An 18,650-nucleotide genomic window follows, 5' to 3' on the forward strand; every position below is an offset into this window, starting at 1 on the left:
ACAAGTGAAAGCCAAACAAGTCGGCCAAACGATCTATCAGTTGCGAACTAGTTTATTTGCTGACTATCTCCGACACGAGTTAGCCTACCCCAGAGTTCGAGCAATTTCACTCTAAGCGAAAGTCCTACTTTATTATCCATCATTTTTATTTTAATCATTGATAAGGAAATTCTTCCCTGGATCGGTGAGCCTTCGATTTATGCTACGCATTATAAGATTGATGACCTTCTTGAAGAGATAGGGCTATTTTATGGCGTGTTTCTGGTTACGATTCTGATTCCAATTTTTGAAGAATTAGCTTTCAGGCTATTTTTGAAACCTTCGGGTTTTACAATCGCTATTTCAGTAGCTTTATTACTTTTTTTCTTTACAGGCGACGTTTACTACATTGATAGTTTTTCTTACTACCTCAGAATCCTGGTTTGCCTAATTGTTTTTTTTGTAATACGTCGCTTTGACAAGAAAGTTTTAGAAGTTTATTCATCTGTAAGCCCTTCAAGCTGGATAATTGTTTCCTCTGCTATTTTCAGCCTGGCTCACATTACCAATTTTGATCCGATCCATTACTCGGTATGGTATCTATATCCCATTTACGTCCTACCCCAATTTTTCATGGGCTTGATTGCCAGCACCATTCGAATTAACAACGGATTCATCTGGTCCGTTTTGCTCCATATGTTGATTAACGGTTTCGGAGCCTGGCCTAAACTGATTACCTAGGATTAATCCTACAACCCCACCGTCCCCGTCATCACCTTCCCATCCAACTCCCAGACGCAGATGGCGGTTTTGCCCGCAACGGCCACACTGGGCATCTGGCCCTTTCCGACCGAAACCGCAGGCTTGGTCCCGGATTTCACCCAAACCGTACCGGCATCGTCCTAGGCCAGGAGGCATCCTCGGCCAGCTACTAACGAAGATCTATCAAATTATGCAAGTATAGTCGGCTACCTATTTGCATAACACAATCAATAAGACGTCAAACCTACAAGACTTACTATGGTTGTATGAAATATTACTGTTTTATTATTATTGTATATACAAAAAATATTGGAATTTGTTTGGGTTTATTGTTTTTTTTTTTAGCAGTTTTGGAACGCAAATAATTGTTTTTTATCCGGATAATGTTACTATTTATTTGTAAAAGTTAAATTATTGTTCCATTTAAAATTACATTACTATGAAGTTCGAATTAGACGAATACGGCGTCCAAGAGATGAGCCATATGGACATGAAAAAGACCGATGGTGGAGCCTGGTGGAAAATAGTTTTAGGATTTGTTTTATTTGCTACAGCCCCAGTGACTTTTGGAGTAGGAGCCGTAGCAGGAGCTGCACTTGCTGTTTCAGATAATTGGGATTAACATCATTCAGGATAGATACCATTAGGTATCTATCCTGTTCTTAAATTATTGTAAAATGAATAATATATTTTCTTATAATACATTACTTTTTGCTTTGTTTTTTGTGAGTAATTCTTTGAATGCTCTAGGGAATAATAATTCTTTCCAAATAGTTTCTACTTTAGATACTGTAAGTATTGAAAAAAATAAATATAAAGAGAATAAGATTGGATTTTATAGTTTTACGATGATAGATTATTCAGATAATTTATTTACGATGAGACAATTTAACCAAGGTTATTTATCGTTATATCGGCTTTCGTCTCAGCTTTCTTACAAACACACATCTAAAAAATACCAATTTCTTATTTTACCTATTCAAGCTATTTTTTCTCTATACTTTACGCCTTTGACTCATGAAGAAGGTCATAGATCTGTATTAACTAATCTTACTATTGGATCTGTATCAGCCCCATTATTTAAAAAAAATGTTGCAAAAGTAACAGGTGTAACAGACGAAACCCTAAAAAAACTACGTGATAATCAACTCCCTTATTATATCCGACTCCATACTGCTGGTATCGAGTCTGACTATATGCTTTGTCAAAAAGAAGAAGAACTTGTTTTTTTTAATCAAGAAAAGCTTAGAAATGTTGCTGGAGATTATTATATGAGGAAAGTCGGGATTGTGTTATATTATACTTTTAGTGCATTTTCTCGAAAAAACTCGATTGAGAAAGAAGAAATAAATGAATTAGATCGTGATATTGTAGGAGATGACGTGCGCGGAGCAGTTCGACATTTATATAGACCTAATATGCCATTTTATCGTTATACAAGTAATAAAGACTTAACTAGTCAAGAACGAAAGTTTATTCATAAAGCAGGATATTTATCACTATTAAATTTATTAAGCCCTTTAATGATTAGCAAAACTCGAATAAAATTAAATAATAACTTAAATGCTGGTTTTGGTCTAGGCTACATTATGGCTCCGTTCGGTGGCATGATAGAGGAAAATTTATGGTTGAACTATGCTCAAAAATATAATATGCACGCTTTCATTAGGCAGTTTGAAAATAAAGAAAAATATTTTTGGGCAGGAGGCATTGCTTTACATAATTATTCATTGAGTAAAAAAATATCACTGACGAGTATTGTCCAAGTGTGGTCTCAACCGGAGAATTTAGATTTTTATGCTCTAAAAGGACTCTTCGGGCATTCGGGAGCACTTTTACTGTCATATCGAATATTCGGAAAAGAAAATTCTCCGCTTGCGTGGTGGTCCTTTGATATTTCAGGGCGAGTCAAAACAAAAGGATTTGTGCCTGAAGATCCAAGCCTTGAAAAGTCACATAATTTGTCTTTTGGTCTATCTTTTTGTCCTCGTTAAAATCTTATATATGAAAAATTTTAATTGTATTTTATTTGTTACATGCTTCTTATTCATATTTTCATTTCCTGTCTTTAGTCTTTCAAAAATACAAAACAATACTTTAAGTACATTTCAAAGATCAGATACTAGTACTAGTAAATATGCATTAATATATTTATACAGACCTTTCGAGTTTTGGGGATTGACAATTGGGTTTTCGGTAAAAAAGAACGGTACTAAAATCTTTAAAATTAGAAACAATTCTGTTCATATTATTAAAGTTTTTCAGTCAGGAGTTACTACTATATCCGCCCAGACATTTGAAAAAAAATCAAAAGTGAACTTGAAAATAGAACTTGGGAAAGCCTATTACCTGAAATGTACAATACGCCCAGGATTTCTTATAGGTCATCCCAAATTGAGAATTGTTAGTGCGGAAAAAGGTAAAATTGAATGTTATGAAATTGAAAATGATCAATGATTCAAGTGTCTAAATATATAACAGAAATAATATTTATGTAGTTTTATTATTCGCCTTGAGAACGATTTATATAAACCTGCTGTATTTGTGTTTGTTGTACATAGTGCGCATAATCTTACTGGATTTATTATAGAAAATCAGTTTACTAATTGTTATGCCAAGTATGAGTAACTGGGGGCAAATGGAAAATACATCTGTCGAAGTTTACCTCCCCCGCGTCACCGTTCGCAGCCAACTTCTATACTCCTCCGTCTTGCTGGCCATCACAGCGGCCATTGTCGCCCTGCCGTTCATTTATGTCGATGTGTCGGTTCAGGCATCCGGTTTAATCCGGCCCGTTGCGGAGCGGAGTGAGGTTAAAACGACAGCCAGCGGAACGGTGGCGGTTTTGTGGGTACAGGATAATCAGGTGGTGCGGGCCGGTCAGCCGTTGCTGCGGTTGCAAACCGATATTGCGGACACGAAACTTCGGTTACTGACCACGCAGGAAACCCAGAAACGGGCGTATATCCACGATTTGGAACAATTGACCCGACTGACGTATAACCACTTGTTTTCGGCAACCGGATTAACTTCCCCGCTCTATCGCCAGCAATATGAGCAGTTCCGCTATCTGGCGCAGGAAAACCTGCAAACCCAGCAAAAACGCCAGCGCGAGTTGGAGGTGAACCGGCAGTTGTATGCCGACAAAGTCATTGCCCGGCTGGAGTTTGAAGACAAAGAATTTGCTTACAAAACCGTCGTGGCCCAATACAAGACGCTGGTGGAACGTCAGCGGAGTGAGTGGCAAACGGCTTTGTCCGAACACCGGTTGCAATTGACCGATTTGATAGCTCAGGAGCGTCAACTCAAACAGGAGCAGGCCTTTTCCACGATCAAAGCGGTACCATCAGCCAGCTTTCAGGTCGTTACGTCGGCAGTTTTGTGCAGGCCGGAGAGGTGGTCGGTACGATATCGCCCGATTCGACGCTAATTGTCGAATGTTATGCCACACCCAAAGATATTGGCCTGTTGCGGGTTGGACAGAAAGCCCGCTTTCAGATTGCGGCATTCAACTACAACCAATGGGGTTTGCTGGAAGGCCAGATACTGGACGTTGCCAATGATTTTGTCCTTGTCGAAAACCAGCCGGTTTTTAAAGTCCGCTGCCAGCTCAGCCAATCGTTTCTAACCCTGAAAAATGGGTACCGTGGAAACCTCAAAAAAGGAATGACGGTTCACGCCCGGTTTATCGTTACCCGCCGGTCGCTGTTCGATTTACTCTACGACAAGGCCGACGACTGGCTGAATCCGGTGAATCAGTCCGTCGTCAGTAGCATCCGTTAGGCGTGTGTCGCCTTCCCACCACACCATGAACAGCCGAATCAAAGTTAAACAACGCGACATTACCGACTGCGGAGCGGGTTGTCTGGCATCCGTAGCCGCGCACCACCGGTTATTGTTGCCGGTGGCCCGCATCCGGCAAATGGCGTCTACCGACCAAAAAGGAACCAACGTCCTGGGTTTGATCGAAGCTGCAAAAAAGCTGGGTTTTCAGGCGAAGGGAGTGAAGGGACCATTTGAAAGCCTCTCTAAAATTCCTAAACCGGCCATTGCGCACGTGGTGTTGAAGGGCGTTTTGCAGCATTACGTGGTGATTTATGACGTAAGGCCAAAATACGTTGTGGTCATGGATCCGGGCGACGGTCTCATTCATAAAAAGACACACGACGAGTTTAAGCAGGAATGGACGGGTGTTCTGGTTCTGTTGCTGCCGGATGAAACCTTTGAAACCGGTAATTCCAAAGCCTCGGTTTTACAACGTTTCGGTCAGTTGCTCCGTCCGCACCGGGCGGTTTTGGCGCAGGCTTTGTTTGGTGCGGTTGTGTATACCTTGCTGGGTTTGACCACTTCGATTTATGTGCAGAAACTGGTCGACAATGTTTTGCCGGAAGCCAACCAGAATCTGCTGAATCTTCTCAGTGTGGTGATGATCGTGCTATTGCTGTTGCAACTCTTCATCGGTACCGTCAAGAGTTTTTTCAATTTCAAAACCGGTCAACGCATGGATGCGGCCCTCATTCTGGGCTACTACAAACACCTGCTCAAACTACCCCAATCCTTTTTCGATAGCATGCGCGTTGGCGAGATTGTCTCGCGGGTCAACGATGCGGTTAAAATCCGGACGTTTATCAATGATACGGCTCTCAGTCTGATTGTCAATGGACTGATTATCTTTTTCTCGTTCGGACTGATGTTTACCTACTATTGGAAACTGGCATTGGTGTTGTTGATGGTGATTCCGATGTATGCCTTGCTGTATTGGATTACGAACCGCATTAATCGGAAAAATCAGCGTCGCCTAATGGAAGATGCCGCCGAGCTGGAATCGCAATTGGTGGAATCCCTCAATGCCATGTCAACGATCAAGCGGTTTGGATTGGAGGAATATGCCGGAGCTAAAACCGAAACCCGGTTTGTGAAACTCTTGCAAACCATTTTCCAGTCGGGCAGTAGCGCGATTTACGTTGGAAGCATTTCCGAACTGATTTCCCGGTTATTTACCATTATTTTGCTGTGGGTAGGTGGTTGGTTTGTTCTTCATAATGAGATTACGCCCGGTGAACTCTTGTCGTTTTATGCCTTGATTGGCTATTTTACCGGCCCGGCAGCTAGTTTGGTCGGTGCAAACCGAACCATTCAGGATGCCTTGATTGCGGCCGACCGATTGTTCGAAATCATGGATCTTGAACGCGAAACGTCCGATAATACCATTAGTCTAAAGCCCGATATGATCGGCGAAATTTCCTTCCGGAACGTGTCCTTCCGCTACGGTTCCCGTGTAACGGTTTTTGACGATTTGTCGCTGACTATTCAGGCCGGAAAAATTACGGCCATTGTAGGCGAAAGCGGATCCGGTAAATCGACCTTATTATCGCTGCTGCAGGGACTTTATCCACTGCAAAAAGGAAGTATTTACATTGGCAATTTCGATATCAAACACATCAATCCCGTCAGTTTGCGGCAGGTAGTTAGCGTTGTACCCCAGAAGATCGATCTGTTTGCCGGAAACATCATTGACAACATTGCATTAGGGGAGTCGGTACCGGATATGAAACATGTTTTGGCCATTTGTCAGCAGTTGGGTATCGCTGATTTCATTGAAAAACTACCGAACGGCTTCCATACCTACTTGGGTGAAAACGGAGCGATGTTGTCAGGCGGTCAGAAACAACGCATTGCCATCGCTCGTGCCTTGTATCGAAATCCCGAAATTTTGATTTTTGATGAAGCAACGTCGGCCCTTGATTCGGTTTCGGAGCAGTATGTCCAGCAAACCATTCATGGCCTTCGTGACGCTGGAAAAACCATTCTGATCATCGCGCATCGGCTGAGTACCGTTCGTCAGGCCGATCAGATTCTGGTCCTCGAAAATGGCAAATTGGTCGAAGAAGGGACGCATCATGAATTGGTAAACAAAGGGGAAATCTACAGCCATTTCTGGCAACAGCAAACCGAATACCATTAACAATCCTACAACCCCAACGTCCCCGTCATCACCTTTCCATCCAACTCCCAGACGCAGACGGCGGTTTTGCCCGCGACGGCCACACTGGGCATATGGCCCTTTCCGACCGAAACCGCCGGCTTGGTCCCGGATTTCACCCAAACCGTCCCGGCATCGTCCCAGGCCAGCAGAGGCCCCGTTGGTCCGGCGGTGAGCGTTATGTTGCGGCCGGTGGCAATGGCTTGCTCCGGTTCGCCGGGCTGGCAGGTGTACAGCGTGTTTTCGCGTCGCCAGGCGGTGAAGGGTTGGCCCGCAGCCGAAACCGCCACCGCACCGCCGTCCATCGGGCAGGCTTTTAAGGGCCAGGTGCCGGTTCCCAGTTTTTGAGCCGGGGCATACGTTTTTCCGCCGTCGGTCGAGTGGGCCAGGTATAAATTCCGGGAGCCGTCGAGCCAGTTGCGGAACTGGACGTACACATTATTGTTTTTAGCCGCCATCGAAACCCGGCAGCATTCGCAAACCGTGCCGTCGGGGGAGCGATAAATCACCTGATTGGTCGACCAGGTTCGGCCCCCGTCGCGGGAGGTGGTTCCTACAATCTTATTCTTCTTATCGTCCCGAAGGTCGAGCCAGGCGGCATGAAAGACTCCGCGCGACGCTCCGGCAACGGCCTGAAAACCCTCTTTGGCAATCTGAGGCACATCATTCATGCGCACGGCGGATGACCACCGGCCTGTTGCCCGATCGAGGGAATAGGCAAAAAGATCGCCCGCCCGGTTGACGGCACTGATGACGACGTACTGGGCCGTAACGGCGATTTGGGGACCTCGCTTGGCACCTGCTACCAGGTTTGGCAAAACCGCTACCACTGTGGGTGTACCAAATGACGCAGTTTTGGAGGATGTGGTCGCGTAATAGATCGCCGAATCCTGGCCAAAAGTCAGATGCAGCTTGCCATTGGGTTCGGCCACCACCACCGGCAAATGGCCGGGTGCGAGTGGATGACCGGAATCGGCGACCGGGCCAGTCAGGAGAATGGCAAACCCGTACAGCATCAAATAGAAAAAGGAGGGCATGGAATATAAAAATAAAGGATCAGGATTGAGGTAGCGAATTTAGCTAATAATGGGTAGGAAGCGTTTGCTTTTCCGGGCGAACCGAAAATTGGTATCAACTCCGCCGGTTTTTGGCTGGCATGATTTATGTACCATCAGATTTGTTACCAATCCGTGGATTTTATTGGTCTAATCGTGTTGATGGAGCAAATCCGTAGTTTATTTTTAGTTGCTTTGTCAAACAATAAAATACGGTCTGTCAAAAAAAGGACCGCTTTGGCATAGTAAATGGTTTTGGCACGATCAAGTATGGGCACTTGTATTTTGAAACGTTGGCATAAATTCTGGTTCACCTGCGGATTGTTTTTCTATGCGGTGACTGTCGGCTATGCGCAATCCGATACGCTGTTGCAGCAGGCAAACCGGCAGTATACCCTGAAAGCCTACGGGCGGGCCATTGAGATTTACACCCAATTATTGGCCGATTTGCCGGACAAGTTGACGGCTGAACAACGCACGACAGCCCAGGCTAATCTGGCACATTCCTATCAACTGGCGGGTGATCTGAAAAAAGCCGAACGTGCTTACCAGGAGTTGACCACCGCTACCGAATTGACCGGAAACCACATTGAAAGTTATCTTCACTATGCTCAAACGCTGGCGGCCAATGGAAAATACAGCGAATCACAGAAGCAGTATGATCGATACAACAAACTGAAAGAAAAAGCCGTCCAGGCAGAATCGTCGCCGTTTTTAGACCCGGCGACGGGTGTAATCGGCAAAAAAACACCGACCCGCTACCGGCTGGAAGTCCTCGCGCTCAACACCTCGAACGCTGAATTCAGTCCGATGTATTACCGGGACGGGCTGGTGTTCGTGTCTGGAAAAAAGGCAAGTGCCGCCATCGAAACGGCCGGAAAAGGCGGGGGAGGCAGTTACCTCGACCTCTTTTATGTCCAGGACCGGCAGCAGTTGAAGGCTACGCAATTGATCAAAGCCGATGGCACGGTGTCGAAACCGGTGTCGATAAAGACTCGCAAGGCCCAACGGTCCGGCGGCAATTCGCGCAGCCGCGCTTCGGCCAACGACTCCCGCACGATTGGCGGGTACGATGGCGGCATCAATATTTCGGAGGGATTGCGGTTTTCGAAAACCATTCAGCCTTTTAGCCGGTCGCTCAACAGCCGCTACCACGAAGGCCCGGTGACGTTTTTCAACGACGGCTATCAGGTCGTTTTTACCCGGAATAACTACGACGGTCGGCGGGTACGCCAAAGCACGGAAGGTGTGACGAACCTAAAACTGTATACCGCCGTTCAGCAAAACGGTACCTGGATCAATATTCAGGAATTGCCGTTCAACAGCGACGATTACTCGGTCGGACATCCGGCCCTGAGCAAAGACGACCGCTTGCTGTTCTTTGCTTCCGATATGCCGGGGGGCGTCGGTGGTACGGATTTGTACGTTGCCCGGAATGAAAACGGAAAGTGGTCGAAACCGGTCAATCTCGGGAAGGAAATCAATACGAAAGGCAACGATTTATTCCCGTTTATCGACGAAAGGGGCAATCTGTATTTTGCCTCCGACGGGCGGAAAGGGCTGGGCGGTCTCGATATTTACTACGCCCCGCTTGTCAATGGGGCGCCCGTGGGGCCGGTCGAACACCTCGATGCGCCGATCAATTCCGATCAGGATGATTTTGGGATGATTACCGACGGCAACCGCAAAGGCGGTTATTTCAGCACCAACCGGCAAAAAGGCAACGACGATATTTTCCGGTTTGTTCGGGAAAGTTCGCTCTATGGATGCCGGAACCTGACGCTCCGGTTTTATGACGAGGTAACGAAACAGCCCATCGACAGTGTGCTGATCGACATAAAAGCCCGGGGCGAAGGGCGCAAAGACCGAACGGTGGTGACCAAAAAGGATGGTTTGGTGCAATTGTGTCTGGAGTCTAACAACGATTTTATTTTTCGGGCTTCCAAAGATAGTTACGTGACCAGCACGGTTGGTTTCTCAACCAATTCACTCACCGACGATTCGCCTTCCCGGCTGGAAATTGCGCTGAATCAACCTCCGAAAATTATTGACACCGTACAGTATATACCGCTTCCGGCGAATGATGGCTGGGATATTGTCGATTCGCAAAAGGCCAAAGTGCGGGGTACGGTCATGAGCGAAAAAGACCGGAAGCCGATCGAAGGTGTTACGGTCAATTTGAAAAACGACTGCGACGGCGCCATCCGGCAAATCGTCACCGGCGCCGATGGCCGGTATGAATTTGAACTGACCGAAGGCTGCGACTATACCCTCAGTGCCTCGAAGGAGCGGTATGGCACGAATACCAACCGGATTAAAAAACTGACACCCAGGGCGACAACCAAAGTGCTGTCGGCAGATCTGAACATGCTTCGCGTGGGCGACATTGTTCAGTTGGACAACATTTATTATGACCTCGACAAATGGACGATCCGGTCGGATGCGTCCAGGGAACTGGATAAGCTGGTGGCTACCATGCAGAAATATCCCCTGCTCACGGTCGAACTCCGATCCCACACCGACAGCCGGGGCGATGCGGTTTACAACCGGTATCTGTCGGCGCAGCGGGCCAATTCGGTGGTCAGTTACCTGGCGTCGAAAGGGATTAGCCGCAAACGAATGGTCGCAGCCGGTTATGGCGAATCGGTCCTGCTCAACAATTGCACCAATGAAGTGAATTGTACGGAAGCCGAACACCAGCGAAACCGCCGGACCGAGTTCAAAGTGTTGTCGATCAAGTGAAAGCGGCATCCAGCCGTCCGGACTGGTTTTTAGTAAAAAAGCGAACACAAAAAAAGCCGCAGATCAATCGTCTGCGGCTTTTCCATGCTCAAAACTATTTTTTACTGCGTAATCAGCAGTCGTTTGATGAGTTGCTGCTCGCCGGATTTCAACTGGACGAAGTGAAGACCGGTTCCGCCCTGGCTCAAATCAACCGTTTGGTGCTGCACCTTGCCATTGCCGACGACGGCCTGTTGCCACGTAACCCGGCCCAGGACATCCACCACCTGTAGTTGGGCGGTTTTTTGGGCCGCCAGCCGGAAGCTGATGACCACCCTGCCGCTGCTGGGGTTCGGGCTGACCGACAGATCCGCGGTGAATTCCGCCGTGGGAACCCCCTCACGGCCCCCATTCGGGCAGTTCAGGATTTTGGGTGACCATTTCAGGGTGAAATTGCCCCCCGGCACCCGGCCACTGATCGAGTGTTCTTGCCCATCCTTGAGCGAAGCCGGCACCGTAAAGCTGTAGCCGTGGATTCCGTTGCCCTTGTTGGCATTTTTCAAATCCTGCCGGAAAATATTGGCATCGACCGCGCCTACTACCGTATTCCCATCCAGGAATTCAAGCGCAATCGGGGTGTTGGGTCGGTTTCGATCCCAAACCCAGCCCTGAATGCTGGTGCAATTGACCACATCGAGGTACCCTTCGTAACTGCCCGGTCCGCTGCCGTCACTGGTGGGCGGGGGAGTCGTGCCTCCGCCGGTGCCGACCGTCAGGGTGAGGGTGGTGGAAACCGGCGAATTCTGGCTGTCTTTGGCTGAATAGGTGAGCGTGAAGGTTCCACTCACGGTCGATGTTCCGGAGATAACCCGGGTTCCGGCATCGAAGTTGACGCCGTTGGGCAGTCCCGTCAGGGTGTAAGTCAACGGATCGTTTTCGGCATCGGTAAAGGCGGGCAATGCACTGGCCGTGAAGGCGACGCTAATGGTGGCCGACAGGGGTGAGATGCTCGCGGGAGCCACCGGAGCCGCATTGGTTGGTGTTCCTCCTCCGCCTACGATCAGCGTGAGCGTCGTAGAAACCGGTGCATGCTGGCTGTCTTTGGCTGAGTAGGTCAGCGTGAAGGTACCGCTCGCCGTGGGTGTTCCGGAAATCACGCGGGTATTGACATCGAAATTGACGCCATCGGGCAATCCCGTCAGGGTATACGTCAACGGATCGTTTTCTGCATCGGTAAAGACTGGCAATGCACTGGCCGTGAAGGGGACATTGATGGTAGCCGATAGGCCCGAAACGGACGGCGCAACCGGCGCGGCATTCGTCGGGGTTCCGGAACCAACGCATCGGATGGTTTTAGGAGCCCATTTGAGAGTAAATTCTGACCCCTGCACCCGCGCCCAGATCGTGTGGTTCTGGCCGTCTTTGATCTCTTCCGGTATGGGGAAGTCGTACCAGTGTACCCCGTTTCCTTTGCCGGCGTCTTTCAGGTGTTGTTTAAAGACATCGGCCGCAATCGACCCGATGAGCCGACCCGTTGCAATCGAAGCACCATCGAAGAACTCGACGGTGACCACCCGGTTGACACTGGTGCGGTCGTAGGCCCAGCCTGAAAGCGTATTGCAATTGACTTCCTGTGTCAGGTATCCGTCGAAATTACCCGCCGGTGCCGGTGGGGGCGTGGTGCCGCCAGCCGCAACGGTCAGCGTAATCGTCATGTCTTCCGTGACTTTTCCGTCGTTGGCTGCATACGTCAGTGAGAACGTACCCTGCTGGGTGGGCGTTCCGGAAATGACGCGGGTGCCGGTGTTGAAACCGAGTCCCGATGGCAACCCGGTGAGGGTATAGCTCAACGGATCGGTATCGGTAAAAGCCGGTAAGGTGGACGAATAGGCGACGTTGACCGTGGCCGACAGGGGCGAAACCGCCGGTGCGGCCGGAGGAACGTTGGCCGGTGGGCCAGCATTCGTGATGACGAAGGTCAGCAGAGCCGAGGCTGTTTTTCCTTTGGGGTCCGTCACGATCAGGCTGGTCGTGAACGTCCCGAGCGTTGTGGGCGAACCACTCAGCGTACGGCTTGCCGCCGAGTAGGTCAGACCCGGAACCGAACCGTTGAGGGCATAGGTCAAAGCCCCTGCTTCGGGATCGGTAAACTCGGGAATGGTATACGTTGTCGCTACGCCGATTTCGCGGTTTTGAATCGCCAGAGTAGGGCCGGTTGGCGGCTGATTGGCCGGGTCGTTCGGGAGCGGACTTCCGTCTCCGGGGCAGTTGAGCGTTTTCGGAGAACCCATCAATTCGTACGACGTTCCCTGAACCCGCATGCTAATGCTGTGGTTCTGCCCGTTTTTCAGCGTTGCCGGAATAATGAAAGAATAACCGTGTTGTCCGTTTCCTTTTCCTGCACTGACCAGGTCAGGCCGGGCCAGCGAAGCGGTAATGGTCGCAATGAGGTTGTCATCTTCCCGGATTTCAATATTCACCGGTGTGTTGGGTTGATTGGCATCCCAAACCCACCCAAAAATATCACCGTCGCAGTTGATCACATCCAGAAACCCTTCGTACGCACCAGTTGGCGGAGGTGTCGACGGATTGGAAACCGTCAGCGTCAGCGTGGTTGGAACCGGCGAATGCTGGCTGTCTTTGGCTGAATAGGTGAGCGTAAAGGTGCCGCTCGCCGTTGGAGTTCCGGAGATAACCCGGGTTCCGGCATCGAAGTTGACGCCGTTGGGCAGTCCCGTCAGGGTATACGTCAGCGGATCATTTTCGGCATCGGTAAAGACCGGCAGCGCACTGGCCGTGAAGGCGGCATTGATGGTGGCCGACAGGGGCGCGATGCTCGCGGGGGCTACCGGGGCCGCGTTGACGGGTGGCGTTCCGGTTCCGACGCAATTGATCGTTTTCGGCGACCAGTTCAGAATGTAGGTTGATCCCTGTACCCGGCCCCAGATGGTGTGCGTCTGGTTGTCTTTCACACTTTCGGGAACGGTGAAAACGTAACCGTGGGCGCCATTGCCTTTGTTGGCATTTTTCAGATCCTGCCGGAAAATGTCGGCCGAAATGGAACCGATGGACACTGCGGTTGCGGCATTGGCACCATCCAGAAACTCAACCGTGATCGGTGTATTGGGTTTGTCCCGATCCCAGACCCATCCCGAAAACGTCGAACAGTTGACGCCATCCAGATAGCCTTCAAAGTTTCCGGTCACCACGCCACCCGCCGAAACCACCAGCGAAATCGCCAGATCGGATTTCGACTGGCTGTCACTGGCCGAATAGGTCAGGGCAAACGTTCCCTGCTGCGTCGGTGTTCCGCTAATCACCCGGGTCGACGGGTTGAACGTGAGGTTGTTAGGCAGACCGGTCAGGGTATAAGTCAGCGGTTCGCTATCCGTGAAAACCGGCAGGGTATACGTATAGGGTACGTTGATGGTAGCCGTCAGGGTTGATACTGAGGGTTTTACCGGGGGCGGATTCACGGGTGTTCCGCCAGGTGCTACGACCAGGGTAATGGAAAGATCGGTTTTATTCTGGCTGTCGGCGGCTGAGTACGTAACCGTAAAGGTTCCCTGCTGGGTGGGAGTTCCGGAGATCACGCGGGTTCCGCCGTCGAAATTCAGCCCGGAGGGCAAGCCGGTCATGGTGTAGGTAAGCGGTTCGCTATCCGTGAAAGCCGGAAGCTGGCCAGAGTTGTACGCGACACCAACCGTGGCCGCTAAGGATGAAACCGATGGTTTTACCGGGGGCGGATTCACGGGTGTTCCCGTTCCTTCGCAGGTCAGGGTTTTGGGCGACCACATCAGCACGTACGTCGATCCCTGCACCCGACCCCAGATGGTTTGTTGCTGGTTGGTTTTGATGCTGTTCGGTACCGTAAAACTGTATCCATGCGCTCCATTTCCCTTTCCGGCATTCAGCAAATCCTGGCGGAAGTTACTGGCCACCGTGGTGCCGAATGAGGTGGCCGATTCGATCGACGGATTGGCGCCGGTTGCGGCCAGAAACTCGACGGTATACGGCGCATTTGGGCTATCATAATTGAATACCCAGCCCGAAATGGAACTGCAATTGACCACATCCAGATACCCTTCAAAGTTTCCGGTAACCGTTGGGGGCGGGTTGCCGGTGCCGGCTGTATTGACTGTCAGCGTAACCGTCGTACTAACTGCGCTGCTCTTGCCATCCGTTGCGCTGTAGGTCAGGTTGTAGGAGGTCGCCTGGGTCGGCGTGCCGCTGATGACGCGGGTACTGGCATTGAAGTTCAACGTACCGGGCAGTCCGGTCAGGGTGTAGGTCAGGGCATCGCCATCCGTATCGTTGAACGGCGGGAGCTGGCTCGACGTGTAGCTCGTGTTAACGGTGGCCGTCAAGCCACCTACCGATGGGGCTGTTGGTGGCGAATTCGCCGGTGGCGTTGACGTTCCGGTGGTTGTGCCCGTTGCAGTGTTGCTATTGGCCGATACGTTGCCGGTCGGGTCGATGGCCCGAACGAAGAAATAATATTCCGTACCCGCCGTCAGCCCCGTTGCGTTGTAACTGGTGCCGGAATTGACGTCGCCAATTTTAACGTTGTTTCGATACACTTCGTAACTGGCTACGCTGGCATTATCCGTCGATGCGTTCCAGGTTAACCGCATGGAATTCTGCGTAATGTTGCTGAGTGCCAGAGACGTCGGGGCCGTTGGCGGTTGCTTATCGGCGGCATCGGAGACGACATTGAACGATTTCTCCACCGGACGGGCCGGTTTAAAACCACCCCCACCGTGTTGTGCGGCCCGAATGGTTACTTTGCCCAGGCGGCCCGTCAGAAACACTTTGCCTTCCGCAATCACTGCGGGGCCGGCAATGACGTAGAACACAATGGGTTTTCCCGACGAAGCAGAGGCTGCCGGCGTAAAGGCCGCCGAATTAGGAGCCCGGTCGGCAATGTCGTTGAGTGTAATGGTTTGCGAAGTTCCGGCACAATCGGGGTAGATATACCGAATCGTCTCCGTTTTCAGGCCACCCGCATCCGTCACTTCCAGTTTCACGCCATACCAGAAGGTCAGGGTTCCGTCGCAGCCAATCGGCGGCAGGGAAGCCGAGGAGGTCTGGCTGGTGGTTATAAAGTCGTCGTGCTGGTGATCGTTGTGAAAGAGTGAAACCGTCCATTTGTAGCTCAACTGATTGGCGGGGGTTTCATCGGTGATCACCGCCGACAGGTTGATGTTCCGGATTTCATCCAGGTTCATTTGGGTCAGCCCATCGATACTGGTGCTGACAATAACCGGTGCCGAATTATTGGCACTACTGACGGTGATCGCTTTCGTGGTCTGATGGCTTTTTCCGTCAGGGTCCGTAACCGTCAGCTTGACGGTATAAACTGTCGAGGTCGACGTGGTGGTGAAGGTATGTTCGGGGTTGGCGGACGTACTGCTCGTATTGTCGCCAAAATCCCAGGCATAGGTCAGTGCTTTTCCTTCCGGATCATAGGAGGTGTTCCCGGTAAATTTAACCGTCAGTGGGCTCGACCCATTGCTTTTATCCGACAGAATGATGGCCACCGGCGGGCTGCCACCGGCCGCTCCGTTGTAAATGACCCGGCGCACGCGCTCTCCTCCATCCTCCGGATAGCGCAGGTAATACATGTTTTTGTCAATCGGGTTGAAAGCAATGCAGGTAATGTACTGGTACGAGCTACCGCCATCCAGCAGTTTGGTCAGCGTTGCCGGTTGCGGCTGATTGTCGCTGTCGAAAGCCATTTTGGAAATCCATCCCCCGTTAAAATCGGCAAAATAATACGAGTTCTGGTATTCGGCCGGGTAGTTTCCGCCACCGGGATGCCAACTGCCGCCAATGGCGCAATAACCCGGCAAAAGCCCCGCTGGTGTTGTATTGACATTGGTCAGGGTTCCGTTACGGTTCACCTGCCCCGGCCCCGAACGCCAGGAGATCACGGGTTTGCTAAAGGTAACACCTGCCGGTTTGTACTCAGTTTTGTTATAGGCACGAGTCGAAGGGTTTTGTCCTTCTTCAAAAGGCCAGCCGTAGTTGGCTCCTTTTTTCACCACATTGATTTCTTCCCAGTCCGTAAAGCCAACGTCACCCACATACAACGCGCCCGGATTACCGGCGTTGATGTCGCCACTTCCCGTATTAGGGCGAACCGAAGACCGGAACGGCTGGCGAAGACCGGAAGCAAAAATCCGGCTTTTGATCGAACGCGGAGCGCTGGGATTATAGTCGGGATTGCCCGGCATACCGTCGCCATTTTCCGGGTTGATGCGAAGGATTTTACCTGATAATGAATAATCGACCTGAGAACGATAGCTGCCGATGTTTTCCGCAGCCGTGATAAATCCGTTTTGGATGGATTGACTGTAGTATGATTCGGAATACGAGCCCTGGTCGAAGGCTGGCGCGGCTCCGTCACCCGTTGGAATCAGCAGCGAGCCGTCTTCACCCATCGTAATACCGCCCCCGGCATGAGAACTGGAAGTCAGTGGAATACAGTCGCCTGGAACGCCTTTACTCGGATTATTGGGGTCGGGTTCGCCGATCAGTACCTTGCGGCTATTGGCTTTGACCGACTTAAACCCGTCATCTTTGTTGGCTTCGTAGCGCGTAACCCGGGCGTACGTCCCCTGCCATTTGACGGAAGCATATTTGATGACATAGAACAAATAAAACCGGCCATTGGTCAGAAAGTTGTTGTCCAGCGTCATACCCAGCAACCCGTAATCATCATATCGTCCTATTTCAGACGATATATCCAGCAATTGCGTTTTCTGCTTCGTCTGAGGGTCTACCCGGGTAATCCGGCCATCGATTCCCCACACGTACATGGCCCCGTTTTTGTCGAACGTAAAGCCAACAGCACCAGACAGGTCACCGGCGTACACTTCTTCTGAAAAGCCGGATTTATACTGGCTGTATCCGTTTGATCCAAAAACGGTAACCAGTATAAGGACCAGAAGTAAGTTTTTGAGTTTAGTACAGAGGTTTGTCATACGTTAAAATTTACTTAAGTGTTTTCATTCAGCGCAGATCGTGCTTCACAATTGGGGTAAAATGAGATGGGAAAGATCCATTCAGGGCGATAAAAAGGAGTTAGCAGCGCTAAGTACTGTATATTTAGGCTCTGAAATTTTGAATTTCAGACGGAAAACTGGTTGGAAATATAAGAAAAATCCAAATAAGTCCAATGTTAGTAGAAATCTAATTTACTAAGTGGTAAACTTAATGTTTTGATATTCAGCGTATCGGTAACATAAGTGTAATTCAATTGCTTTGATTAAATTATTAAAAGGTCATACTTCTTTTTGAATGATAGGCTTCCCTAATGCTAAAATTAACATCGGTTTGCAGATCACGGAGAAACGCCCGGACGGTTTTCATAATCTCGAATCATGCTTCTACCCGGTTCCGCTGAACGACCTGCTGGAGATCATTCCGGCTTCGAAAACGTCGTTTGAAATCAGTGGAACCGACATTCCGGGCGACCCCGCTACCAACCTTTGCCTGCGGGCCTACGAAAGTCTGAAGGTCGATTTTGAATTGCCGCCCGTTCAGATGTATCTGCACAAACTCATCCCGATCGGAGCAGGTCTGGGCGGAGGTTCGGCCGATGCCGCCTTTACGCTGCGCCTGCTCAATGAGCAATTCAACCTGGCCTTGTCAATCGAGCAATTAGAAACGTATGCACGCCAGTTAGGCAGTGATTGTGCCTTTTTTATTCAGAATCGGCCCTTGTATTGCTTCGAAAAGGGGGATCGCTTTCAGGATATTGACGTATCACTCCGTGGCTACACCATCGTACTGGTGTATCCCAATCTGGCCATTTCAACGGCTGAAGCCTACGCCAACGTCCGACCCCAAAAACCCGTTACATCGCTGCGTACGTTGTTGCAAAATCCGGTTGGAACCTGGCGAAATGCCATCAGGAATGATTTTGAAACCAGCCTTTTCCCGGTCTATCCGATTCTGAATACAGTGAAACAAGAACTATACCAAGCGGGGGCTGTCTATGCCAGTATGAGTGGTTCGGGCTCCACTATTTACGGTATTTTCGAGCAAGCGGTATCATTACCGGATTTTTTTCATTCATATCAGGTCTGGCAGAAAACCGTATGAGCGGTCATTGAAAACAAAAACGATGCGAATGTAAAAAACCC

General features: G+C 49.9%; 12 protein-coding genes and 1 pseudogene. 10 read left to right on the forward strand and 3 right to left on the reverse strand.

The features are described from left to right. Together DUE52_RS33190 and DUE52_RS33165 are read left to right on the forward strand one after the other, a co-directional pair. Positions 1 to 115: pseudogene (locus DUE52_RS33190) on the forward strand (IS701 family transposase); the annotation flags it as partial. 140 nt (positions 116 to 255) lie between these two features. Further along, positions 256 to 720: a CPBP family glutamic-type intramembrane protease gene (locus DUE52_RS33165; RefSeq protein ID WP_165841069.1), complete on the forward strand. Its 465-nt coding sequence runs from the start codon at positions 256 to 258 to the stop codon at positions 718 to 720. Between the two features lie 8 nt (positions 721 to 728). Here DUE52_RS33165 and DUE52_RS32990 read toward each other — a convergent pair whose 3' ends face one another. Next, a complete protein-coding gene (locus DUE52_RS32990) occupies positions 729 to 860 on the reverse strand; it encodes a hypothetical protein (RefSeq protein ID WP_262511017.1) in 132 nt (43 codons plus the stop codon). Between the two features lie 320 nt (positions 861 to 1,180). Between DUE52_RS32990 and DUE52_RS30890 the strand changes: the two genes are divergently transcribed. The 6 genes from DUE52_RS30890 (at position 1,181) to DUE52_RS30905 (ending at position 6,706) form a co-directional block, all read left to right on the forward strand. After that, positions 1,181 to 1,363 (forward strand): hypothetical protein, encoded by a 183-nt coding sequence (locus DUE52_RS30890; RefSeq protein ID WP_114410006.1) that lies wholly within the window; start codon positions 1,181 to 1,183, stop codon positions 1,361 to 1,363. A gap of 55 nt (positions 1,364 to 1,418) precedes the next feature. Then, a complete protein-coding gene (locus DUE52_RS32265) occupies positions 1,419 to 2,735 on the forward strand; it encodes a hypothetical protein (RefSeq protein WP_133299991.1) in 1,317 nt (438 codons plus the stop codon). Positions 2,736 to 2,745: 10 nt separating this feature from the next. Continuing rightward, positions 2,746 to 3,198, forward strand: a complete 453-nt coding sequence (locus tag DUE52_RS30895) for a DUF2846 domain-containing protein (RefSeq protein WP_133299992.1) — start codon at positions 2,746 to 2,748, stop codon at positions 3,196 to 3,198. Between the two features lie 181 nt (positions 3,199 to 3,379). Beyond that, on the forward strand, positions 3,380 to 4,171 hold the full coding sequence (locus DUE52_RS30900) for an HlyD family secretion protein (RefSeq protein WP_229312364.1): 792 nt from the start codon (positions 3,380 to 3,382) through the stop codon (positions 4,169 to 4,171). Further along, positions 4,123 to 4,524, forward strand: a complete 402-nt coding sequence (locus DUE52_RS32910; protein ID WP_229312365.1) for a beta-barrel domain-containing protein — start codon at positions 4,123 to 4,125, stop codon at positions 4,522 to 4,524. The genes DUE52_RS30900 and DUE52_RS32910 overlap by 49 nt, the downstream gene beginning before the upstream one ends. A 25-nt stretch (positions 4,525 to 4,549) precedes the next feature. After that, a complete protein-coding gene (locus DUE52_RS30905) occupies positions 4,550 to 6,706 on the forward strand; it encodes a peptidase domain-containing ABC transporter (protein ID WP_114410008.1) in 2,157 nt (718 codons plus the stop codon). A 5-nt stretch (positions 6,707 to 6,711) separates the two neighbouring features. Here the strand turns inward: DUE52_RS30905 and DUE52_RS30910 are convergent, their stop codons facing one another. After that, the gene (locus DUE52_RS30910) at positions 6,712 to 7,761 is read right to left on the reverse strand and encodes a sialidase family protein (RefSeq protein ID WP_229312366.1); all 1,050 of its coding nucleotides are present in this window, start codon (positions 7,759 to 7,761) and stop codon (positions 6,712 to 6,714) included. Between the two features lie 288 nt (positions 7,762 to 8,049). Here DUE52_RS30910 and DUE52_RS30915 point away from each other — a divergent pair, with 288 nt between their 5' ends. After that, positions 8,050 to 10,521, forward strand: coding sequence for a carboxypeptidase regulatory-like domain-containing protein (locus DUE52_RS30915; RefSeq protein WP_114410009.1), 2,472 nt, complete (start codon positions 8,050 to 8,052; stop codon positions 10,519 to 10,521). Between the two features lie 101 nt (positions 10,522 to 10,622). Here DUE52_RS30915 and DUE52_RS30920 read toward each other — a convergent pair whose 3' ends face one another. Beyond that, complete coding sequence (locus tag DUE52_RS30920) at positions 10,623 to 17,486, reverse strand: putative Ig domain-containing protein (RefSeq protein WP_114410010.1); 6,864 nt, start codon at positions 17,484 to 17,486, stop codon at positions 10,623 to 10,625. A gap of 316 nt (positions 17,487 to 17,802) precedes the next feature. Here DUE52_RS30920 and ispE point away from each other — a divergent pair, with 316 nt between their 5' ends. Beyond that, complete coding sequence (gene ispE / locus DUE52_RS30925; RefSeq protein ID WP_114410011.1) at positions 17,803 to 18,609, forward strand: 4-(cytidine 5'-diphospho)-2-C-methyl-D-erythritol kinase; 807 nt, start codon at positions 17,803 to 17,805, stop codon at positions 18,607 to 18,609. Positions 18,610 to 18,650: the final 41 nt, after the last annotated feature.

Origin of the sequence: Larkinella punicea (genome assembly GCF_003334855.1) — a bacterium.
Lineage (GTDB): Bacteria > Bacteroidota > Bacteroidia > Cytophagales > Spirosomataceae > Larkinella > Larkinella punicea.

Excerpts from the sequence above, each read along its gene's own strand:
- DUE52_RS30890 (WP_114410006.1), top strand. The coding sequence starts at position 1,181 with ATGAAGTTCGAATTAGACGAATACGGCGTCCAAGAGATGAGCCATATG.
- DUE52_RS32265 (WP_133299991.1), top strand. The coding sequence starts at position 1,419 with ATGAATAATATATTTTCTTATAATACATTACTTTTTGCTTTGTTTTTT.
- DUE52_RS30895 (WP_133299992.1), top strand. The coding sequence starts at position 2,746 with ATGAAAAATTTTAATTGTATTTTATTTGTTACATGCTTCTTATTCATA.
- DUE52_RS30900 (WP_229312364.1), top strand. The coding sequence starts at position 3,380 with ATGGAAAATACATCTGTCGAAGTTTACCTCCCCCGCGTCACCGTTCGC.
- DUE52_RS30905 (WP_114410008.1), top strand. The coding sequence starts at position 4,550 with ATGAACAGCCGAATCAAAGTTAAACAACGCGACATTACCGACTGCGGA.
- DUE52_RS30910 (WP_229312366.1), bottom strand. The coding sequence starts at position 7,761 with ATGCCCTCCTTTTTCTATTTGATGCTGTACGGGTTTGCCATTCTCCTG.
- DUE52_RS30915 (WP_114410009.1), top strand. The coding sequence starts at position 8,050 with ATGGGCACTTGTATTTTGAAACGTTGGCATAAATTCTGGTTCACCTGC.
- DUE52_RS30920 (WP_114410010.1), bottom strand. The coding sequence starts at position 17,486 with ATGACAAACCTCTGTACTAAACTCAAAAACTTACTTCTGGTCCTTATA.
- ispE (WP_114410011.1), top strand. The coding sequence starts at position 17,803 with ATGATAGGCTTCCCTAATGCTAAAATTAACATCGGTTTGCAGATCACG.